The organism is Arthrobacter sp. SLBN-122, assembly GCF_006715165.1.
GTDB lineage: Bacteria > Actinomycetota > Actinomycetes > Actinomycetales > Micrococcaceae > Arthrobacter.
In genome coordinates, this window is the sequence record NZ_VFMS01000001.1 from 3,466,390 (window position 1) to 3,485,272 (window position 18,883).

An 18,883-nucleotide genomic window follows, 5' to 3' on the forward strand; every position below is an offset into this window, starting at 1 on the left:
GATCAGCAGCTTCCTTAAAGCATTTACACAGGAACGAAGCGCACCATGGGAGGAAAACAGGCCGCCAGGAACGGGAACAGGTCATGAGTACTCGCAGCAGGGGCAAGCGCCTCGCTACCGGGATAACAGCAGCCGTGGGCGTTGGCAGTTTCGCCGCTGCCGGGGTCGCCGCCGCTGCCGTCTATGCCGCCACGCCTTCCGTGATCGCCAGGACAAGGTCCGCCACGGACAGCAGGCAGGACAGCAGCCCGCAGGGCAACAGCGCAGAGGGAAATACGGAAGACAGCAAAGCCAAATCCGGTTCTGCGCGCTCTGGCGACGACGACGACCATGGCAGCCGCCACGACAAGACGACGCGCCGCTCCAAGAGCTACAGCAACTCTGGCGGCACCAGCCCGGTCCAGCCCGGGAACGGCAGTACCATCCATGGCAGGTCCTCGGGGTCCTGACATGGACAGTTCTGATGGTGCCCGTGTCGAGGGGCATGCTTCGGAAACCACGGACCGGCCGGCCGGCCCGGAAAGCACAGCGCAATCCAGCTGGACAGTCTGGCAGTTGGAGGCATCCGTGACTGTTACCGATCCCGGCATGCTTGCCGCGGCGGAGGGCATCGTCCGTGGGGTGCTGGCCGCCGTAGACCTCGCCTGCAGCTGTTTCCGGGGTGACTCCGAGTTGATGAGGCTTCAGCCGCTGATGGCAGCGGGCGTGAGCGTGAGCCCGATGTTCCGGCTGCTCCTGGAGCGCGCCCTGGAGGCCGCGGAAATGACCGACGGAGACGTCGACCCCAGTCTCGGGACAGACCTGGCAGCGCTGGGCCACGGCCCAGGGCTGCAGCGCAGACCGGGGCTCCAGAGCGTGCCGGTGCCCTCGCCACATCTCCCACACACCCCGACTCCGGAAGCCCCGACGCCGGACACCTTGGCTCCGCGGCTCCTCGGCTGGTCCCGGATCCACTTGGATGCGGCGAAACTGACAGTGCCGGCCGGGCTGCGCCTGGACCTGGGAGCGTCCGCCAAGGCGGTCGCGGCAGATCTCGCAGCCGCCAAGGTGCACCGGAAGCTGGGCTGTGGGGTGCTGGTGAACCTGGGCGGAGACCTGGCCAGCGCAGGGCCAGGACCATGTGAGGACGCCATGCCCGGCCAGTGGCAGATCCTCGTTCAGGACCTCGCCGCAGACCCCGCCCAACAAGTCTCTCTGGCAGCGGGCTTTGCGCTGGCCACCTCCAGTACTCAAAAGCGCCGATGGACACATCACGGGATCCAGGTCCACCACATCCTTGACCCCCGCTTCGGCCTGCCCGCCGAACCGGTCTGGCGCTCAGTAACCGTGGCGGCCCCCACCTGCCTGCAGGCTAACGCGTTCAGCACCGCTGCCATCGTCCGCGGCTTCGCGGCGGTGGAATGGTTCCGGACCGAAGGCATTCCCGCCCGGCTCGTGGACAGCAGGGGCAGGATCACAACCACCGGCGGTTGGCCCGTGGAAAGCTCCACTCCTGTTGAAGCCGCCGACGCCATCGGGGGCGTCCGTCATGGATGAGGCCATGTGGGCCGTCGGCCGCGTCAGTGGGTTCGTCTCCCTGGTCCTGTTTACCGGGTCCGTGCTGCTGGGGATCCTGAACAGGTCCGGCCGTCCGTTCATGGCGCTGCCCAGGTTTTCCATCAGCCTCCTGCACCGGAACATCGCGCTGCTGGCCACGGTCTTCCTGGGGCTGCACGTGGGATCCCTGCTCCTCGACTCCTATGCAAAGTTGAACCCCGTGGACATCATCGTGCCGTTCCTGGGCTCTTTCCAACCGTTTTGGCAGGGGCTGGGGACGGTGGCCCTGGACCTTGTGCTGGCCGTGGTGGTGACGGGCCTGCTGCGCCACCGGATCGGACGGCGCAGCTTCAAGGCCGTGCACTGGTTCAGCTACGGACTCTGGCCCGCAGCCCTGGCGCACGCCCTCGGCAACGGCAGCGACGTCTCGGGCGGCTGGTTCCTCCTGCTGGCCGCGGTGTCCGCGGTGGCTGTTGCCGCGGCCCTGCTGTGGCGGCTCAGCCCGTCCTTCCTCGAAACCTCGCATGCCAGGCAAGGAGACCTCCCGTGAGCCCCGACATCCGCCAGGAGCACCGCCTCCTGGCAGCAGGCCCTGATGCGGACTGGGCGCAGCATCTGGCTGCGTTCGGTCCGTGGGAGCCGCAGGCTGCCGCAACGGGCTTGCTGGAGGCACTGGCAGCCGCCGGGCTGACAGGGAGGGGCGGAGCTGCCTTTGAAACCTGGCGTAAGGCCACAGCCGCCGCTGGATCGGGCAGGAAGAGACTGTTTCCGGCCCGGCCGGTGGTGATCGCCAACGGCGCCGAGGGCGAGCCGCTCAGCTTCAAGGACCGGAAGCTCCTGGCCCATGCACCCCACCTGGTCATCGACGGGCAGCTGGCACTTGCCGCAGCCCTCGGCGGCGCCGGCATGTACGCTTACGCGCCAGCGGCAAGCCTGAACCGCGTGCAGCAGGCCCTCAAAGAGCGTCCCGGTGCCACGAAGATTCGGGTAGTGAAGGCTCCGGATACGTTTATTTCCGGTGAATCGAGCGCGGTGGTCAACATGATTGCCAACGGTTCCGCCTTACCGAGGGACCAGCGCCGCCGGCTCAGCGAGGAGGGCCTCAACGGCCGCCCCACCCTGGTGGTCAATGTCGAGACCCTGGCCCAGGTTGCGCTGATCGCCCGCTATGGTGCGCAGTGGTTCCGCCAGGCCGGCACCGCAGAGGATCCAGGCACACGGCTGGTGTCCGTCTCGGGTCCCGCCCCGGCCCGGGATGTGGTGCTGGAGGTGCCCGGCGGTGCGGAACTTTCCGCGGTCCTCGAAGCAGCGGGAATGGATCCGGCATCCCTGTCCGCCGTCCTGGTGGGCGGATACCACGGCCGGTGGGTCCCGCCCGCGGCCCACGCCCTCTCGCCGTCGGGGCCGCCGGACCGGACCGTCCGCCCGGGCGCCGGAGTGATCCATGCCCTGGACCGGCAGGCCTGCGGCATCGAGGTGACGGCGCGGATCGTCGGCTACCTGGCCAGCCAGTCCGCCCGCCAATGCGGGCCCTGCATGTTTGGTCTGCCGGCCATGGCCGCCGTCCTGAACAGGATCGCGGGAGGGGAACGGAATGCCCGCCTTGCCCCCGAACTGGACCGGCTGGGGCGGCTGGTTTCCGGGCGCGGCGCATGCCGGCATCCGGAAGGAACCACGGGACTGGTCCGCAGCACCCTCGAGGTCTTCGCCCCGGATTTCCGGGCCCACCTTTCCGGATACTGCACAGGACAGGGAGGCGCAGCGGCATGACGGCGCACCTGCACATCGACTGGACCAGCTGCGACGGCCGCGGCCTGTGCGCCGAACTGCTTCCCGGTGTCCTGGACCGGGACGACTGGGGCTATCCGGTGGCGCGCGGCAAGGCAGGTCGCGAACGCACGGACGTGCCCCTGCGGGACGCCGACCGGGAAGCCGCCCGGGAGGCCGTGCACCTCTGCCCCAAACTGGCCCTCACCCTGGTGGAGCGGACACCCCCGGAACCGGAGCACAGGATGCCTGGCCGGTAGGTCCGTGTACTGACACTAAGATTGCTCTGTGGCTGGGCTGATCAAACGTGAAGATATCGACGAAGTACGCCAGCGCACGGACATCAAGGAAGTGGTGGACGGCTACGTCACGCTCAAGGGTGCCGGGCTGGGCACCTTCAAGGGTCTGTGCCCCTTCCACGACGAGCGCTCGCCGTCCTTTACCGTCCGCCCCCAGGTGGGCCGCTACCACTGCTTCGGCTGCGGCGAGGACGGCGACGTCATCGCCTTTGTCCAAAAGCAGGACCACAGTTCCTTCCAGGAAGCCGTGGAAAAGCTGGCCGCCCGCATCGGTTACGAGCTCCGCTACGAAGACGGCGGAACCGGGCCCAACCGCGAGGAAGTGGGCCGCCGCCAGCGGCTGCTGGACGCGCACAAGATCGCGGACGAGTTCTTCCGCGCCCAGCTGCTTACCCCTGGCGCCGCCGAGGCCAGGAACTTCCTGTTTGGCCGGGGCTTCGACAGGGCAGCGGCGGAACACTTCGGCTGCGGGTATGCGCCCCAGGGGTGGGACGCCCTCCTGAAGCATCTTCGCGGCCGTGGATTCACCGATGCCGAGCTCAAGCTCACCGGAATGTTCAGCGAGGGCAACCGGGGGATTTACGACCGTTTCCGCGGCCGCCTGATCTGGCCCATCAAGGACATCGCCGGCGACACCATCGGCTTCGGCGCGCGCAAGCTCTACGAGGACGACCAGGGCCCCAAGTACCTCAACACCCCGGAAACCACGCTCTACAAGAAGTCGCAGGTCCTGTACGGCATCGACCTTGCCAAGCGCAGCATCGCCAAGGACCGCCAGCTGGTGGTGGTGGAGGGCTACACCGATGTGATGGCCTGCCACCTTGCAGGAATTACGACGGCGGTGGCCACCTGCGGCACGGCGTTCGGCACGGAGCACATCAAGATAGCCCGCCGGCTGTTGTCAGACGACGGGACCGGGGGAGAAGTGGTGTTCACCTTCGACGGCGACGCCGCCGGCCAGAAAGCGGCCCTCCGGGCCTTCGAGGAGGACCAGCGGTTCACCGCGCAGACCTACGTGGCCGTGGAACCCACCGGGGCCGATCCCTGCGACCTCCGCCTCAGCCGGGGGGATGAAGCCGTGCACGCCCTGATCCAGTCCCGGCGTCCGTTGTTCGAGTTCGCCATCCGCACCACGCTGAAGCAGTTCAACCTGGACACCGTGGAAGGCCGCGTCCAGGGCCTGAAGGCATCCGTGCCAGTGGTGGCGGCCATCCGCGACGCCTCCACCCGGACCGGCTACTGCCAGGCGCTGACGGGATGGCTGGGCATGCCGGACCCCAACGAGGTCCTGCGCATGGTTACCGCGGCGGTCAAGCGCGGCGAAACGGGACGTCCCCCCGCCCCGGGGCAACAGCAGGGGGGAGGTGCCAACCCATCCACGGCCCACCCCGGCTCCTCCCAGGCCGGGGGACCCGGCGTAGCTGCCGGGCCGGCGTCGGGCGCTGTCCCCTCCTACCACCGCCCCGATCCTCGCGACCCCGTGGCCTCGATGGAACGGCAGGCCCTGGAAGTGGCGCTGCAGCAGCCCTCACTGCTGGAAGGCGGCGTCTGGGACCGGTTCGCCGCCGCCAGGTTTGCCACCCCGGCCTTCCAGGCCGTCCATGACGCCATGCGGGCCACGGGGCCCGGGCTTGTGGGGGACCCCGTGCGCTGGGTGGAACACGTGATGCACGAGGTCCCGGAGCCGCTCCGGCCCCTGGTCTCGGAGCTTTCCGTGGTGCCGCTGCCGGCCCACACGGAGGAGGCGGTGCTGAAGTACTGCCGGGACATCCTGTCCAGGCTGTTCGAACTCCAGATCACCCGCGTCAAAGCGGACAAGATGGGCCAGCTGCAGCGCCTCGACGCCGCGGCGGACCCGGAAACTTACCAGCGGCTCAACCGCGAACTGATGATGCTGGAAATGGAACGCCGGGCCCTACGGGCGGAGTCGTAGGCGGCGCCTGCTCCGCGGCGGGTGGCAGGCGGGGTGGCAGAGGTCACTGCCGGCTCGATTTCGTTTCCGCCGCAGGTGTTTGCTAGGCTAATACCCGCTTCATTCCTCCTTAGCTCAATTGGCAGAGCATTCGACTGTTAATCGAAGGGTTGCTGGTTCAAGTCCAGCAGGAGGAGCTTCCAATCCCCGTTCCGGCCTCCGGAACGGGGATTTTTTGTATCCGGGAAGGGCCGTTTGGGCCCGCAAAACCGCCGATTTCCCTTGGGCCGGAATCCTTTGCTAATGTCATACCTGCTTCATTCCTCCTTAGCTCAATTGGCAGAGCATTCGACTGTTAATCGAAGGGTTGCTGGTTCAAGTCCAGCAGGAGGAGCGCTACGAAAAATCCCCGTCCCTCCACTTGGAGGAACGGGGATTTTTTTATTGTCGCGGGCGGGGAAGCTTGGCTAGACGAAATCCATCTCCACCTGCAGGAACCTTTCGGCCTCGGCGATGGCTGCCTCGAATGCCTCCTTCTCGGTGGGCGACTTCCGGGGTTCGCGCGGACTCCATTCATGCGGCGCGGAGTGGATTCTCACAAACCCTGCGTCAGGCGGGGCGTAGAAAATCCCGAAGCGCTGCACCGGCCATTCAGGCGACGTCTCTGGCGCCACCAGCAAAGCTGCATTGAAGGCGGGGTTGAACCATTGGGCAATGGGCCTGCGCCGGTCTTCGGTGAACAGCCCGGCCGCGTACAGCGCCGCCGACTGCTGTCCCGCCTGCGCACACAGCCGCTCCCACCACAGTGGCAGGATCCGGGCGTCGCACCGTTGCCAGGTGGCCGGAAGTGGCGGTTGGTTCTGCCAGTTGGGCACGGGATCATTTTATCCCCGGACGCAGCCGCAGGGCAGGGAAAGCCGCCCCGGTGAGGCAAAACAATCAGCGGCGCTTCCGGGGCCCGCCGTTCTTTGGTCCGGGCTTCCTTGGTCCGGGATTCACCCGGTACAGGAGGGCGGCGCCTGTCAGTAGTCCCAAGACGATCCCCATGGCTGGGTTGCCCAGGGCGCGGCCGGCAAAATAGCCGACGACGGCGCCAAGCACCGCCCCGAGGAAAAGTCCCCTTCCGTTGCGGTGCGGCTTGGGGCTCATGGGCTGCCTTTCAAGGAAAGTCCGGCTTCAGCGGATTGACGGGCTGTCGATTCATGGAACTCAGTGAATTGACGGGACCGTGCGGGGCCGCACCACCAGCCACAGGGCGGCGATGGCCAGCAGGATGCACGCTGCCTGCACCGCACCCATGGGCGCGGCGCTGGTGATGCCCACCCAGCCCACCACGGGGGAGATGAGTCCAGCCATGAGGAACGTGGCCGCTCCCAGCAGCGACGCCGCCGTGCCGGCCTGTGCTGCATGACCCGCCAGCGCCAGCACCTGCACGCAGGGGAACATGAACCCCGTACCCATGATGTAGAACCACAGCGGGACCATGACGCCCCACAGCCCCATGCCCGCGCGGTCGAACACCACGATCAGCAGGGCCATCAGGAACATCCAGGCGGTGGCGCCGGCCAGGATCCATTGCGGCGGGACGATCCTGATCAGCCGGGCGCTGGTCTGCACGCCGGCCACGATGCCCAGTGAGTTGATGCCGAACAGCAGCCCGTACTGCTGGGCGGAGAATCCAAACACGTCCTGGAAAAGGAAGGGCGAGGCCGACAGGTAGGTGAAGAGGCCGCCGAAATTGAAACCGGCCACCATCAGCAGGCCCACGAAGATCCGGTCGCTGAAGAGGGTCTTGTAGCGCTGGCCGGCCGTCATGCCGCTCTGGCCCCGTTTCTCCGGCGGAAGGGTCTCACGCACCAGGAGCAGCGCCGCCACGATCACCAGCGTCCCGTAAGCGGCGAGGAACACGAAGATGCCCGGCCACGGCATCACCAGCAGCAGCTGCGAGCCGATGACGGGGGCAAGAATGGGTGCCAGCCCGTTGACCAGGGACATGCGGGAGAACATCCGCACCATGGCATACCCCGAGAACAGGTCGCGCACCATGGCCATGGCCACCACGCCGCCGCCGGCCGCGCCCACTCCCATCAGCACACGGAAGATCCCCAGGGTGGTGATGTCCGCGGACAGGGCGGCGCCAAGGGATGCAGCGATGTGCAGTGCCGTGGCCAGGATCAGCGGGCTCCGCCGGCCGAACCTGTCGCTGAAGGGACCCACCACCAGTTGCCCGAACGCAAAACCGACCGTGGTGCCGGCCAGGGTGAGCTGTACCTGCGCCTCGGTCACCCCCAGGCTTGCCTCCAGCGCGGGAAAGGCCGGCAGGTACAGGTCGATGGTGAACGGGCCGAGGGCCGTGAGGGCGCCCAGGAGGAGGATGTACAGGAGCTTCCGGCGGCGGCTCAGCAGGTCGCCCGGATTGGGGGGATTGGTCACGGAGAACAATCCTAGGCCCGGCCAGGACTGTTTTTGCAGCGTTGTAGGCCGCGCCGTCCGGCAAGCCCCCAAGTTCGCCCTGAACCTGAATGGTAGTTTTGGTGGCGTGGACTGTGCGGCTGCACATTTCCGCAGTAAACGGAAGCAGTATCGACCCATGAGACCAGTAAGGCGGAACCGATGAGCGGACGTCACAGCGGGCGTACCAGTCCGGGATTGCGCATCACTGCGCTGCCCGGGACGGCAAGACTCCTTTTCCGGTTGGCGCCCCGCCAGCTCAATGACGAGATCGCGTTCGCCAAGATCGAACTCAAGCGCAAGGGAATCCAGGTAGGCGTGGCCGCGGCCTTCTTCGCCGTGGCGCTCCTCTTCCTTGCGTTCCTGGTGGTAGGCCTGATCGTCGCAGCCATCATGGGCCTGGCCACCATCATGCCCGCGTGGCTGGCGGCCCTCCTGGTGTCCGCCGCTTTCCTGTTGATAGCCCTCATCGGTGGACTGGTTGGGCTCGCCCGGTTCAAGAAGGCCATGCCGCTGATGCCGGAAGAAACCATTCGCGGCATCAGGCACGACATCGGTGTTGCCCGGGAAGGGTCCGCCTTCAACCCGGCTGTCCTGGACCGGGACAGCCCCGAGGCGAAGGCTGCGAAGGCCGCCAAAGCCGAAGCAGCGGCAAAGGCCAAGGCCGAGAAGGCAGCGAAGGCTGCCGAGCACGACAAGGAATTCCCGCACGCCTCCGAGCCCGAGCTGGTGCACCGGCTGAGCCAGCGGCGCCACCACCTCACCGAGGTCCGCGACGAACTGGGCACGGAGCTGGACCTCAAGACCCAGGCCCGCTACGTGCTGGCCGTCGCACAGGTCAAAGCCCGCGAGGGCCAGGTGCTGGCGCAGCGCGGCGTCGATGCGGCGGGCCAAAGGCTTGCAGCGTTCTCCGGATCGACGGACCTGTCCAAGCGGTGGAAGCCGCTGACAGCTTTCGTGGCGGCCGGAACCGTCCTGGTGGTCCTCCTTCGAAAGCTGCTCCGCTCCCGCTAGGCCAGTTCAATGCAGAACGTTCCAATGGACGACTCATAACCGAAAGACCGCGATGCGGCGCAGGAAGGAGAGGGGACGGGTGAAGTTTATTGGTGCAGGTGCCCGCCCCGGCCGTCCGCAGGTGGACCACGACGTCGTCTTCACCATCCCCAACCTGCTCACCGTTGTGCGGTTCATGGGCGTCCCGCTCTTCATGTGGCTCGTCCTGGCCCAGAAGGAGTACGGGGCCGGCGTGATCGTCCTGGCCGTCATGGCCGGCACGGACTGGATTGACGGCTACATCGCCCGCCGGTTCGACCAAGCCTCAAAACTCGGCAGGGTCCTCGACCCGATCGCCGACCGGCTGGCACTGCTGGCCGTGGCCTTCACCCTGGTGATTGCCGGCGTCGTGCATTGGCTGTACCTGGCCGCCCTGGTGGTCCCGGACGCCGTGCTGCTGGTCCTGACGCTTTCCTTCTTCCGGGGGCACCCTGATCTTCCGGTCAGCGTGGTGGGCAAGGTCCGGACCGGGCTGCTCCTCCTGGGTACTCCGCTGCTGGTCCTCTCCCGCCTGGACACCGGCTTCGCCGGGCAGCTCTTCGCCGCCGCGTGGGTGGTGCTGGGGCTGGGCCTGGTTGGCCATTGGGTCGCTGCGTACAACTACTTCTGGGCCATCCTGCGAAAGGGCAGGGAACTGAAACAGCACGACGGCGGGAACGGCTGATGGTTTGGGTTGCCGTCGGCCTGGCGGTGCTTGGCGCCTTCTGCCTGGCCCTGGGTGCCCAGCGCCAGGGCAGTGCCGTCAAGGCCGACACCGGCGGCCTTGCACTGAGTTCCAACGGATTCCTGCGCCTCCTGCGCAATCCCCGGTGGATGTTCGGGCTCCTGCTGCTGTGCACCGGAATGGCAATGAACGCCGTGGCCCTGGTCTCGGCGCCGCTCACTGTGGTCCAGCCCATCGGCGCCATCGCCCTGGTGATCACCACCGTGGTCAACGCCCGGGACCAGGACCTGACCATCAACCGTGCCACCGCCGTGTCCATCGGCGCCTGCGTCACCGGCTCGGCACTCTTTGTCCTCCTCGCGGTCAACGTCACCCAGGAGAGCCACCATGTCAGCCTGGCGGACGAGCTCACCATCGTGCTGCTGCTCGCCTTGGCGGTGGGCCTGTTCGGCACCTTGGCGGTGATGTTCAGGCACCGCATGAACGCGTTCGTCTATATCCTGGGCGCCGGCATCCTGTTCGGCTTCGTTGCGGTGCTCACCAGGATTATCGGCAAACACCTCCTGGACCCCAACGGCCTGTTCCTGCTGAACGTGCAGTGGTACTCGGTGGTGGCCATCATCGCCGCCGGCGGCCTCGGCTCCTGGTTCGTCCAGAGCGCCTACTCCACCGGCCCTCCGGACCTGGTGATTGCCGGACTCACGGTCGTTGACCCCATGGTGGGCATTGCCATCGGCATCATCATCCTGGGCGAACTGCGCCCCGATGTCCATGCCGTCATGGCTATTGCGATGGGAACGGCGGCCTGCCTTGCTATCGTTGGGGTTATCGCCCTTTCCCGGCACCACCCGGAGGTCACCAAGCGCAAGAAGGACGCGCGGAAGGCCGCCGGCAGGCCGTCCCACTAGCCAATTCCCGCACAGACCAGCTATCCCACGAAGCCCCGGCGCCCTGCGCCAGCGGCCAACCGTGCTGCCAGTTCCACGCTGTCCGCACCGTGACCATCAGGAGTACTCCACATGACCACGCCAGCCGACCAGCATCCCCTGACCATCCTCATCGCAGCGGACACCTACCCGCCTGACGTCAATGGCGCCGCCCAGTTCGGATACCGCCTGGCCAAGGGAATGACTGCCCGCGGACACAACGTCCACGTCCTGGCGTCCCGCGACAGCAAGGGGAAGAGCTTCACGGAGTTCCGCGAGGAAGCAACTGTGCACCGGCTCCGCTCGCACAAGGCCTTCACCCACGAGACCTTCCGCCTCTGCTTCCCCTGGGAAATCAAGAAAGAAATCAGGCTGCTCTTCGACCGGGTGAAGCCGGACGTGGTGCACATCCAAAGCCACTACATGATCGGCGAGCACGTACTCTACGAAGCGGTGAAACGCGGCGTCCGGGTGGTGGCCACCAACCACTTCATGCCCGAAAACCTCAACCCCTTCCTGCCGTTCCCGCAGTGGTTCAAGGACATCATCGGGCGTGTTTCCTGGAAGGACATGGGCAAGGTCATGGGCCAGGCCGACGTCGTCACCACGCCTACGCCGCTGGCCGCCAGGGCCATGCACGAGCACGCCTTCCTGCGTAAAGTCCTGCCGCTGTCCAACGGCATCGACTCCGCAGTCTACGAGGTCCAGCCCGGCGAGCACATCGAGCCGCATGAGAACCCCACTGTGCTGTTCGCCGGACGCCTGGCCGAGGAAAAGCATGTTGACGTACTCATCAAGGCCATCAGCAAGACGCCTCCCGAATTGAACGTGCACCTGGAGATTGTGGGCGGCGGGGAAGTGCGCACCGCCCTGGAGGACCTGGTGCGCCGGCTTGGGCTGGCAAGCCGGGTAAAGTTCCTGGGCCTTGCCAGCGACGAGGAACTGCGGAGGGCCTACATCCGGGCGGACCTGTTCTGCATGCCCGGAACGGCCGAACTGCAATCGCTGGTGACGCTCGAAGCCATGTCCGCCTCCACTCCTGTGGTCCTTGCGGACGCCATGGCCCTGCCGCACCTGGTGCGCGACGGCGAGAACGGCTACCTGTTCACACCCAACGACAGTGATGACCTCGCCAAGAAGATCACCCAGGTCCTGGAGCTGCCCAAGGAGCAACAGCGGGCCATGGGCCGGGCCAGCCGCCAGATGGTGGAGCCGCACAGCATCCAGGGGACGCTGCAGACCTTCGAGGACTTGTACCGCGGCGCCACGTACGAGGACAAAGTGGTCTGAACCCTTTCCCGGGTTTGCTAGAGTGTTTCTGCCCTGCCCGAGCGTGCCTGTTTGGCCACGTGCCCACGGGGTTTGGGGCTATAGCTCAGCTGGTTAGAGCGCGGGACTCATAATCCTAAGGTCCTCGGTTCAAGTCCGAGTAGCCCTACCGCCAATGGCGGAACCGCGGCCGACGATCCTTCGTTGGCCGCGGTTTTCTTGGTTAACCCCGCCTCCTGCGGTATGTTACTGGTCAGTAACATACCGTGCTCCGCTCCGACGCATGGTCAGCGCTGATCATCAAAGAAGGTACCCATGGCCACCTCCGCAGCCGATCCCCACGAACTTCCCTACGCTGACGGGGACTTCTTCGCCTTCGAGCAGCTCCTCTCCGGGAAGGAACAGGACCGGCTCGCTGAAGTCCGCGAGTTCCTGGCCCGCGAGGTCAAGCCCATCGCGGTTGACTGCTGGAACCGCGGCGAGTTCCCGGCGAACCTGGTGCCGAAACTTGCCGGCCTGGACCTGGCCAGCCCGGTCCGCCGCCAGGGGTACTCCAACCTCTTTGCGGGCATGCTGCATGCCGAGCTCACGCGTGCCGATGCCTCCATCGCCACCTTCCTAGGCGTCCACGACGGGCTGTTCACCGGTTCCATCGAGTTGCTGGCCTCCCAGGAGCAGAAGGACGAGTGGCTTCCCGACATCTACTCGCTGAAGAAGATCGGTGCCTTCGGCCTGACCGAGCCGCTGGGCGGCAGCGATGTTGCCGGCGGGACGCGCACCACGGCGCGGAAGGACGGCGACCACTGGATCCTCAACGGCGCGAAACGCTGGATCGGGAACGCCACCTTCTCGGATTGGGTGGTGGTGTATGCCCGGGACCTGGCCGACAACCAGGTCAAGGGCTTCATGGTGGACACGGCGCTTGACGGGTTCAGCGCCACAAAGATCGAGAACAAGATCTCGCTGCGCACCGTCCAGAACGCCGACATTGTCCTGACGGACGTGGTGGTGCCGGAGCGCTTCAAGTTGGCGAACGCCAACAGTTTCCGCGACGTCAACAAAGTCCTCAAGGTAACCCGGCTGGCGGTTGCATGGCAGGCCGTGGGGCTCCAGCTTGCCGCGTTCGACGTTGCCCGCCGCTACGCCGTGGAACGCCACCAGTTCGGCCGGCCCCTGGCCTCCTTCCAGCTCATCCAGGACCAGCTGGTGCGGATCCTGGGAAACACCGTCAGCTCGATGGGGATGATGGTCCGGCTCTCCCAGCTGGAGGACGAGGGGGTGGCCAAGGACGAGCAGTCCGCGCTTGCCAAGGCCTACGCCACGACGCGCATGCGGGACAGCGTGGCGTTGGGCCGAAGCATCCTTGGCGGCAACGGAATCGTGACCGACTTCGAGATGGCCAAGATCTTCGCCGACGCAGAGGCCATCTACTCGTACGAGGGCACGGCTGAAATCAACACCCTGGTGACGGGCCGGGCCATCACGGGCATCTCCGCCATCGTCTAGCGTCGATCCTGGGTCCGCTACGTCACGGCGGGCCCGGCAGCGGAAGCAGGACGGATGGGCGAAGGTCCAGGACGAACTGCAGCGGATTGACGTATTCGTCCCCGTCCCGGACTCCCCAGTGCAGGCACTGGGCCGCGGCGCAGTGTCCCGGCAGCACGGTCCCCACCACTTGGCCCGGAGCAACGGCTTGGCCCACCGCCACGGTGCTGTCCACGGGTTCGAAGCTGCTGCGCAGCCCGCCGCCATGGTCAATGGTGATCACGGGCCTGTCCACCACGACGCCCGCGAAACTCACCGTTCCCGCCGCAGGCGACACAACGGGGGCTCCGGGTGCGCCGAAACCCAGGTCAACGCCGCGGTGCCCGCTGAGCCAGGGCTTTGGCGGGGGATCGAAACCGCGCAGCACCGGCGGGCGCGGCGCCAGCGGCCACTGCCAGGAAGGCGCTGCACCCGCTGCGGCGGCCGCCGTCGTACTGTTTCTCTGGGAAACGGTGCTGTGCGGGGCGGTGCTGTGTGTGACGTTGCTATAAGGGAGGGCCGGACCGGCGGAGGCCACGGAGGCCGGCAGGAGCAGGAGCGCGGCAAGGAGAACTGATGGTTTCATGTCACCAGCCTGCCGGGCTCCGTACGGTACCGGCAGGGGTGGTTCCGCCTATGTGTACAACCATCGGGACGGGCAGGCCGGCAGCCGCGGCAGTGTCCGGCGGGCGGGGACGCCTGTAGTACACTTGATGGAGCAGTTTGCTGCGCCCTCAACGTTTCCCGTCCCAGTGGTCTACCCCTGCGGTAGATGCCCCTGTCCGGATTGCGTCGGCACATCTCATTCAGGAGTGTGGGGGAGCGGCGGCTGACTACGCGCATCCAGCCCTCCGGCAGGCGACGCCCCGGCGCCGTCCATGGAGGATCGCGCCTCCTTCGGTCAGGCTTCGATCCTGATGGGAAGTGCGGGGGATGCCAGGAGCACGGCCCGTCCGGGCCACGCTGATCAACCGTCAACTATTGGCAGGGTAAGAAGCCTCCGGGTTTTCTCATGAATGACCTGCCGGAAAATAAGGAGCGCCGGAATGCCCGTCGTAACCATGCGCCAGCTGCTTGACAGCGGCGTCCACTTTGGACACCAGACCCGCCGTTGGAACCCGAAGATGAAGCGCTTCATCTTCACCGAGCGCAACGGCATCTACATCATCGACCTTCAGCAGTCGCTGTCCTACATCGACCGTGCCTACGAGTTCGTCAAGGCCACTGTCGCCCACGGCGGCACCGTGCTCTTCGTCGGCACCAAGAAGCAGGCCCAGGAAGCAATTGCCGAGCAGGCAACCCGCGTGGGCCAGCCCTACGTCAACCAGCGCTGGCTCGGCGGTATGCTGACCAACTTCCAGACGGTCGCCAAGCGCATCCAGCGCATGAAGGAACTCGAAGAGATCGACTTCGACGACGTCGCCGGTTCCGCTTACACCAAGAAGGAACTGCTGCTCCTCAAGCGCGAGCTCACCAAGCTGGAGTCCAACCTGGGCGGTATCCGCAACCTGACCAAGGCTCCCTCCGTGCTCTGGGTTGTCGACACCAAGAAGGAACACCTCGCCGTTGACGAGGCCAAGAAGCTGAACATCCCGGTTGTGGCCATCCTGGACACCAACTGCGATCCGGATGAAGTCGACTTCCCGATCCCGGGCAACGACGACGCCATCCGCTCCGTGAACCTCCTGACCCGCGTTGTCGCCGACGCCGTTGCAGAGGGCCTGATCGCCCGCAACAACCGCGGCACGGGCGCCACCGAAGCTCCGGAAGAGCCGCTGGCCGAATGGGAGCGCGAGCTCCTCGAAGGCAACAAGGCAGAAGCCGCTGCAGCTCCGGCAGAAGCTGCTGCAGCCCCCGCTGCTCCGGCTGAAGAAGCCGAAGCTCCGGCCGCCGCCGAGGCTCCCGCCGAAGACGCCAAGTAACACACTTCAATCCGGATTTTCCGCGCTGTCAGCAGCCGGAACTGCTGACAGGATGGCTGCCCACTTGCGTGGGCGGCCGTCCTGTCAGTCCGTACACCACCACACATTTTCTAGACAGAGGGGTTCACATGGCGAACTACACTGCCGCGGACATCAAGGCCCTGCGCGAGCGCACCGGCGCCGGCATGATGGACGTCAAGAAGGCTCTTGACGAAGCCAACGGTGACGCCGAGAAGGCCATCGAGATCATCCGCATCAAGGGCCTCAAGGGCGCTACCAAGCGTGAAGGCCGCTCCACCGCTGAAGGCCTGGTGGCCGCCAAGGTCAGCAACGGCGTCGGCGTCATGATCGAGGTCAACTGCGAGACCGACTTCGTTGCCAAGGCTGACAAGTTCATCCAGCTGGCAGACAAGGTCCTGGCCGTCGCCGTCGAGTCCGGCGCTGCCGACCTCGAAACCCTGCTCGCCACCGAGGTGGACGGCAAGCCGCTGTCCGAGGTTGTCGTCGAAGAGGGCGCCGTCCTGGGCGAGAAGGTTGTTGTCCGCCGCATCTCCCGCATCGAGGGCGCAACGGTCGACGCTTACCTGCACAAGACCTCCAAGGACCTCCCGGCCCAGGTTGGCGTGCTGTTCGCTGTCGACGGTGAAGGCGAAGCCGCTGCCACCGCCGCCCACGACGTCGCCGTCCACATCGCCGCCATGGCTCCGAACTACCTCACCCGTGAGGACGTTCCGGCCGAGCTGGTCGAGTCCGAGCGCCGCATTGCCGAGGAAACCGCCAAGGCCGAGGGCAAGCCCGAAGCTGCCCTCACCAAGATTGTGGAAGGCCGCGTGACGGGCTTCTACAAGGGCGAGGTCCTGGTTGACCAGGCATTCGCAAAGGACGCCAAGAAGTCCGTGGCACAGGTCCTCGAAGAGGCCGGTGTCAAGGGAACCGCGTTCACGCGTTTCCGCGTCGGCTCCTAGTCGATTCTGAAAGGGGGTGGCCACTTCGGTGGCCGCCCCTTTTGCATGCGCACAGTCCACATGGAGCGCGGCCGGTTCCGACCAACGGATCCGGCAGGATACCCTTTTTTCAGAGTCACCAACCGGAAGGCATCATGGAAGCCGTCAACACTGTCATCCATTCCGAGAAGAACAAGCGGCGGGTCCTCCTGAAGCTCTCCGGCGAGGTCTTCGGCGGCGGGAAACTGGGTGTCGACCCCGAGACCGTCCGCGACGTCGCCAAGCAGATCGCCGCGGCCGTCCCGCAGGTGGAAGTGGCCATCGTAGTGGGCGGCGGAAACTTCTTCCGCGGCGCTGAACTCTCCCAGAGCGGCATGGACCGCTCCCGCGCCGACTACATGGGCATGCTGGGAACGGTCATGAACTGCCTGGCACTGCAGGATTTCCTGGAGCAGGCAGGCGTGGAAACCCGCGTCCAAAGCGCCATCACCATGGGCCAGGTGGCCGAGGCCTACATTCCGCGCCGCGCCATCCGCCACATGGAAAAGGGCCGCGTGGTCATTTTCGGCGCCGGCGCCGGCCTGCCCTACTTCTCCACCGACACCGTGGCAGCACAGCGGGCCCTGGAAGTCCACGCCGACGTGGTGCTGATGGCCAAGAGCGGGGTGGACGCCGTCTACACCGCAGACCCCAAGAAGGACCCCACCGCGGAACGCCTGGAAACCCTCAGCTACGACGACGCGCTGCGCCGGGACATCCGCGTCATGGACCAGACCGCCATGACCATGTGCAAGGACAACAACCTTTCCATGGTGGTCTTCGGCATGGAGGGTGAAGGCAACGTCACCCGCGCCATCCTCGGCGAAAAGCTGGGCACGCTGGTCACTGCCTAGCTGCGGCTAGGATGAATCCAGGACAGTTCCGTTCCCGCCCTTCCCGGCGGGAACGGAAACGGCAACAAAGAACCACGTGAGTGCAGGGAACCGGCGCCCCGGACTGCACCAGAACCGTCAGGAGAGACCGTGATCGAAGAAACCTTGCTCGAGGCCGAGGAAAAGATGGACAAGGCGGTTGAAGTAGCCAAGGAAGACTTCGCTTCCATCCGTACCGGCCGCGCCAATCCCGGTCTCTACAACAAGGTCCTGGTGGACTACTACGGCTCGCCCACCCCGCTGCAGCAGCTCGCGTCCTTCGCCATCCCGGACGCCCGGACCATCCTGATCACCCCGTTCGACAAGACCGCCATGCGGGACATCGAACGCGCCCTGAGCGACTCCGAGGTTGGCGCCAATCCGTCCAACGACGGCAACGTCATCCGGATCACCATTCCGGAACTGACCAAGGAACGCCGCAAGGAGTACGTCAAGATCGTCAAGACCAAGGGCGAAGACGCCAAGATCTCCATCCGCAACATCCGCCGCAAGGCCAAGGAAGCCCTGGACCGCCTGGTCAAGGACGGCGAGGCCGGCGAAGACGAAGGCACTCGCGCCGAGAAGGAACTGGACAGCCTCACCAAGGCCCACGTGGACGGCATCGACGAGCTGCTCAAGCGCAAGGAAGCAGAGCTGCTCGAAGTCTGATGGGCCAGGCAGATCAGGCCCCCGCACCAAGGGCGCGCACACGGGGGAAGCAGCCCAGGAGCAACCCGACGCCAAAAGCCGGGCGGAACCTGCCCGCCGCCGTCGTGGTGGGCCTGGCCATGCTGCTGGCCGTCCTGGGCGGGCTGCTGTTCCTCCCGCTGGCTTTCGTGGCAATTGTCACCGCCTTCGCTGTATTCGGCGTGTGGGAGATCTACCGGGCACTGGAGCACAACGGAACCAGGATGCCCATCGTGCCGGTCATGACCGGCACGGTGGCCATGCCGTTCGCCGCTTACTTCGGCGGCATCGAGAGCCAGCTCTTTGCGCTGCTGCTCAGTGCCGTGGCGGTCCTGCTGTGGCGATCGATCGAAAGTGCGGCGGGATCGGCCAACAGCATCTTCGCCGGCGTCTTCACCCTGGGCTGGGTACCGTTCTTCATCAGCTTCGCCGCACTGCCGCTGCATGCCGCCGGCACTACACCGCTGGGGCTGTGGCCCGGCGGCGTAGCCCCGATCGGGGCATGGGAGATAGCCGTGATGCTGCTGCTGGTGGTGTCCAACGACACCTTCGGCTACCTGGTGGGCGCGTCCATCGGCAAGCACCCCATGGCGCCGAAAATCAGCCCCAAGAAATCCTGGGAAGGCTTCGCGGGGTCCGCAGGAGGTGCCATGCTGATCGGCGTCCTGGCAGCCCTCTTCGTGCTGGACAAGCCCTGGTGGGTAGGCGTGGTGCTGGCAGTGGGAACCGTAGCCGCGGCCACGGCGGGGGACCTCGGCGAATCCATGGTCAAGCGTGAACTGGGCGTCAAGGACATGAGCAGCATCCTGCCGGGACACGGGGGAGTCATGGACAGGCTGGACTCCATTGTCTTCGCCTCGCCGGTGGCATTCATCCTGTACGGGCTCGTGGCCGGCGCATAACCCTATCCGGCCCGGCGCAGCCCGGCATCCGACACAAAAAAGGCCCGGGCTGCCGGACCACGCCCGGCATCCTAGACTGGTGCGCAAGCACTACGGCTGAAGAGCATTGAAGGAAT

The 18,883-nt window shown here is 66.1% G+C and carries 20 protein-coding genes and 3 tRNA genes; 19 read left to right on the forward strand and 4 right to left on the reverse strand.

The window, feature by feature from the left end; translation table 11 throughout:
• The first annotated feature begins 83 nt into the window (after positions 1 to 83).
• From FBY36_RS15905 to FBY36_RS15940, 8 genes are all read left to right on the forward strand, one after another.
• Positions 84 to 449, forward strand: a complete 366-nt coding sequence (locus FBY36_RS15905; RefSeq protein WP_142120935.1) for a hypothetical protein — start codon at positions 84 to 86, stop codon at positions 447 to 449.
• A 118-nt stretch (positions 450 to 567) separates the two neighbouring features.
• On the forward strand, positions 568 to 1,536 hold the full coding sequence (locus tag FBY36_RS15910) for an FAD:protein FMN transferase (protein ID WP_235008864.1): 969 nt from the start codon (positions 568 to 570) through the stop codon (positions 1,534 to 1,536).
• Entirely contained in the window at positions 1,529 to 2,086 is a 558-nt protein-coding gene (locus FBY36_RS15915; protein WP_235008865.1) for a ferric reductase-like transmembrane domain-containing protein, read from the forward strand. Before FBY36_RS15910 ends, FBY36_RS15915 begins: the two co-directional genes overlap by 8 nt.
• Entirely contained in the window at positions 2,083 to 3,306 is a 1,224-nt protein-coding gene (locus FBY36_RS15920) for an NADH-ubiquinone oxidoreductase-F iron-sulfur binding region domain-containing protein (protein ID WP_235008866.1), read from the forward strand. The genes FBY36_RS15915 and FBY36_RS15920 overlap by 4 nt, the downstream gene beginning before the upstream one ends.
• Positions 3,303 to 3,563: a ferredoxin gene (locus tag FBY36_RS15925; protein WP_142120941.1), complete on the forward strand. Its 261-nt coding sequence runs from the start codon at positions 3,303 to 3,305 to the stop codon at positions 3,561 to 3,563. Before FBY36_RS15920 ends, FBY36_RS15925 begins: the two co-directional genes overlap by 4 nt.
• Positions 3,564 to 3,591: 28 nt before the next feature.
• Positions 3,592 to 5,535, forward strand: coding sequence for a DNA primase (gene dnaG / locus FBY36_RS15930; RefSeq protein ID WP_142120943.1), 1,944 nt, complete (start codon positions 3,592 to 3,594; stop codon positions 5,533 to 5,535).
• Positions 5,536 to 5,638: 103 nt separating this feature from the next.
• Positions 5,639 to 5,711 (forward strand) — tRNA-Asn (locus tag FBY36_RS15935).
• 124 nt (positions 5,712 to 5,835) lie between these two features.
• Positions 5,836 to 5,908, forward strand: a tRNA-Asn gene (locus FBY36_RS15940).
• Between the two features lie 73 nt (positions 5,909 to 5,981).
• Here FBY36_RS15940 and FBY36_RS15945 read toward each other — a convergent pair.
• The 3 genes from FBY36_RS15945 to FBY36_RS15955 all read right to left on the reverse strand — a co-directional run bounded on the left by FBY36_RS15945 (position 5,982) and on the right by FBY36_RS15955 (position 7,947).
• On the reverse strand, positions 5,982 to 6,389 hold the full coding sequence (locus FBY36_RS15945; protein ID WP_056338573.1) for a hypothetical protein: 408 nt from the start codon (positions 6,387 to 6,389) through the stop codon (positions 5,982 to 5,984).
• 64 nt (positions 6,390 to 6,453) lie between these two features.
• Positions 6,454 to 6,663 (reverse strand): hypothetical protein, encoded by a 210-nt coding sequence (locus FBY36_RS15950; protein WP_142120945.1) that lies wholly within the window; start codon positions 6,661 to 6,663, stop codon positions 6,454 to 6,456.
• 60 nt (positions 6,664 to 6,723) lie between these two features.
• Positions 6,724 to 7,947, reverse strand: coding sequence for a multidrug effflux MFS transporter (locus FBY36_RS15955; RefSeq protein ID WP_142120946.1), 1,224 nt, complete (start codon positions 7,945 to 7,947; stop codon positions 6,724 to 6,726).
• Positions 7,948 to 8,127: 180 nt separating this feature from the next.
• Here FBY36_RS15955 and FBY36_RS15960 point away from each other — a divergent pair, with 180 nt between their 5' ends.
• The 6 genes from FBY36_RS15960 to FBY36_RS15985 all read left to right on the forward strand — a co-directional run bounded on the left by FBY36_RS15960 (position 8,128) and on the right by FBY36_RS15985 (position 13,383).
• A complete protein-coding gene (locus FBY36_RS15960; protein WP_142120948.1) occupies positions 8,128 to 8,979 on the forward strand; it encodes a phage holin family protein in 852 nt (283 codons plus the stop codon).
• Positions 8,980 to 9,058: 79 nt separating this feature from the next.
• The gene (locus tag FBY36_RS15965; protein WP_142120950.1) at positions 9,059 to 9,682 is read left to right on the forward strand and encodes a CDP-alcohol phosphatidyltransferase family protein; all 624 of its coding nucleotides are present in this window, start codon (positions 9,059 to 9,061) and stop codon (positions 9,680 to 9,682) included.
• Positions 9,682 to 10,590, forward strand: coding sequence for a DMT family transporter (locus tag FBY36_RS15970; protein ID WP_142120952.1), 909 nt, complete (start codon positions 9,682 to 9,684; stop codon positions 10,588 to 10,590). Before FBY36_RS15965 ends, FBY36_RS15970 begins: the two co-directional genes overlap by 1 nt.
• 111 nt (positions 10,591 to 10,701) lie before the next feature.
• On the forward strand, positions 10,702 to 11,898 hold the full coding sequence (locus FBY36_RS15975; protein WP_142120954.1) for a glycosyltransferase: 1,197 nt from the start codon (positions 10,702 to 10,704) through the stop codon (positions 11,896 to 11,898).
• A 74-nt stretch (positions 11,899 to 11,972) separates the two neighbouring features.
• Positions 11,973 to 12,046, forward strand: a tRNA-Ile gene (locus FBY36_RS15980).
• A 146-nt stretch (positions 12,047 to 12,192) separates the two neighbouring features.
• Positions 12,193 to 13,383, forward strand: a complete 1,191-nt coding sequence (locus FBY36_RS15985) for an acyl-CoA dehydrogenase family protein (RefSeq protein ID WP_142120956.1) — start codon at positions 12,193 to 12,195, stop codon at positions 13,381 to 13,383.
• Between the two features lie 22 nt (positions 13,384 to 13,405).
• On the opposite strand, the gene FBY36_RS15990 is transcribed toward FBY36_RS15985, so the two are convergent.
• The gene (locus tag FBY36_RS15990) at positions 13,406 to 13,987 is read right to left on the reverse strand and encodes a M23 family metallopeptidase (protein ID WP_142120957.1); all 582 of its coding nucleotides are present in this window, start codon (positions 13,985 to 13,987) and stop codon (positions 13,406 to 13,408) included.
• A 460-nt stretch (positions 13,988 to 14,447) separates the two neighbouring features.
• On the opposite strand from FBY36_RS15990, the gene rpsB reads away from it, so the two are divergent.
• The 5 genes from rpsB (at position 14,448) to FBY36_RS16015 (ending at position 18,767) form a co-directional block, all read left to right on the forward strand.
• Positions 14,448 to 15,323 (forward strand): 30S ribosomal protein S2, encoded by an 876-nt coding sequence (gene rpsB / locus FBY36_RS15995; protein ID WP_142120959.1) that lies wholly within the window; start codon positions 14,448 to 14,450, stop codon positions 15,321 to 15,323.
• Positions 15,324 to 15,451: 128 nt separating this feature from the next.
• Positions 15,452 to 16,288 (forward strand): translation elongation factor Ts, encoded by an 837-nt coding sequence (gene tsf, locus FBY36_RS16000; RefSeq protein WP_142120961.1) that lies wholly within the window; start codon positions 15,452 to 15,454, stop codon positions 16,286 to 16,288.
• Positions 16,289 to 16,422: 134 nt separating this feature from the next.
• The gene (pyrH, locus tag FBY36_RS16005; protein WP_018771653.1) at positions 16,423 to 17,160 is read left to right on the forward strand and encodes a UMP kinase; all 738 of its coding nucleotides are present in this window, start codon (positions 16,423 to 16,425) and stop codon (positions 17,158 to 17,160) included.
• Between the two features lie 129 nt (positions 17,161 to 17,289).
• Positions 17,290 to 17,847: a ribosome recycling factor gene (frr, locus tag FBY36_RS16010; protein WP_056338542.1), complete on the forward strand. Its 558-nt coding sequence runs from the start codon at positions 17,290 to 17,292 to the stop codon at positions 17,845 to 17,847.
• Complete coding sequence (locus tag FBY36_RS16015; protein WP_142120963.1) at positions 17,847 to 18,767, forward strand: phosphatidate cytidylyltransferase; 921 nt, start codon at positions 17,847 to 17,849, stop codon at positions 18,765 to 18,767. The genes frr and FBY36_RS16015 overlap by 1 nt, the downstream gene beginning before the upstream one ends.
• Positions 18,768 to 18,883 lie beyond the last annotated feature (116 nt).

Excerpts from the sequence above, each read along its gene's own strand:
- FBY36_RS15950 (WP_142120945.1), bottom strand. The coding sequence starts at position 6,663 with ATGAGCCCCAAGCCGCACCGCAACGGAAGGGGACTTTTCCTCGGGGCG.
- FBY36_RS15915 (WP_235008865.1), top strand. The coding sequence starts at position 1,529 with ATGGATGAGGCCATGTGGGCCGTCGGCCGCGTCAGTGGGTTCGTCTCC.
- FBY36_RS16015 (WP_142120963.1), top strand. The coding sequence starts at position 17,847 with ATGGGCCAGGCAGATCAGGCCCCCGCACCAAGGGCGCGCACACGGGGG.
- FBY36_RS15985 (WP_142120956.1), top strand. The coding sequence starts at position 12,193 with ATGGCCACCTCCGCAGCCGATCCCCACGAACTTCCCTACGCTGACGGG.
- FBY36_RS15975 (WP_142120954.1), top strand. The coding sequence starts at position 10,702 with ATGACCACGCCAGCCGACCAGCATCCCCTGACCATCCTCATCGCAGCG.
- tsf (WP_142120961.1), top strand. The coding sequence starts at position 15,452 with ATGGCGAACTACACTGCCGCGGACATCAAGGCCCTGCGCGAGCGCACC.
- FBY36_RS15990 (WP_142120957.1), bottom strand. The coding sequence starts at position 13,987 with ATGAAACCATCAGTTCTCCTTGCCGCGCTCCTGCTCCTGCCGGCCTCC.
- FBY36_RS15925 (WP_142120941.1), top strand. The coding sequence starts at position 3,303 with ATGACGGCGCACCTGCACATCGACTGGACCAGCTGCGACGGCCGCGGC.
- FBY36_RS15960 (WP_142120948.1), top strand. The coding sequence starts at position 8,128 with ATGAGCGGACGTCACAGCGGGCGTACCAGTCCGGGATTGCGCATCACT.
- rpsB (WP_142120959.1), top strand. The coding sequence starts at position 14,448 with ATGCCCGTCGTAACCATGCGCCAGCTGCTTGACAGCGGCGTCCACTTT.
- FBY36_RS15905 (WP_142120935.1), top strand. The coding sequence starts at position 84 with ATGAGTACTCGCAGCAGGGGCAAGCGCCTCGCTACCGGGATAACAGCA.
- pyrH (WP_018771653.1), top strand. The coding sequence starts at position 16,423 with ATGGAAGCCGTCAACACTGTCATCCATTCCGAGAAGAACAAGCGGCGG.
- FBY36_RS15970 (WP_142120952.1), top strand. The coding sequence starts at position 9,682 with ATGGTTTGGGTTGCCGTCGGCCTGGCGGTGCTTGGCGCCTTCTGCCTG.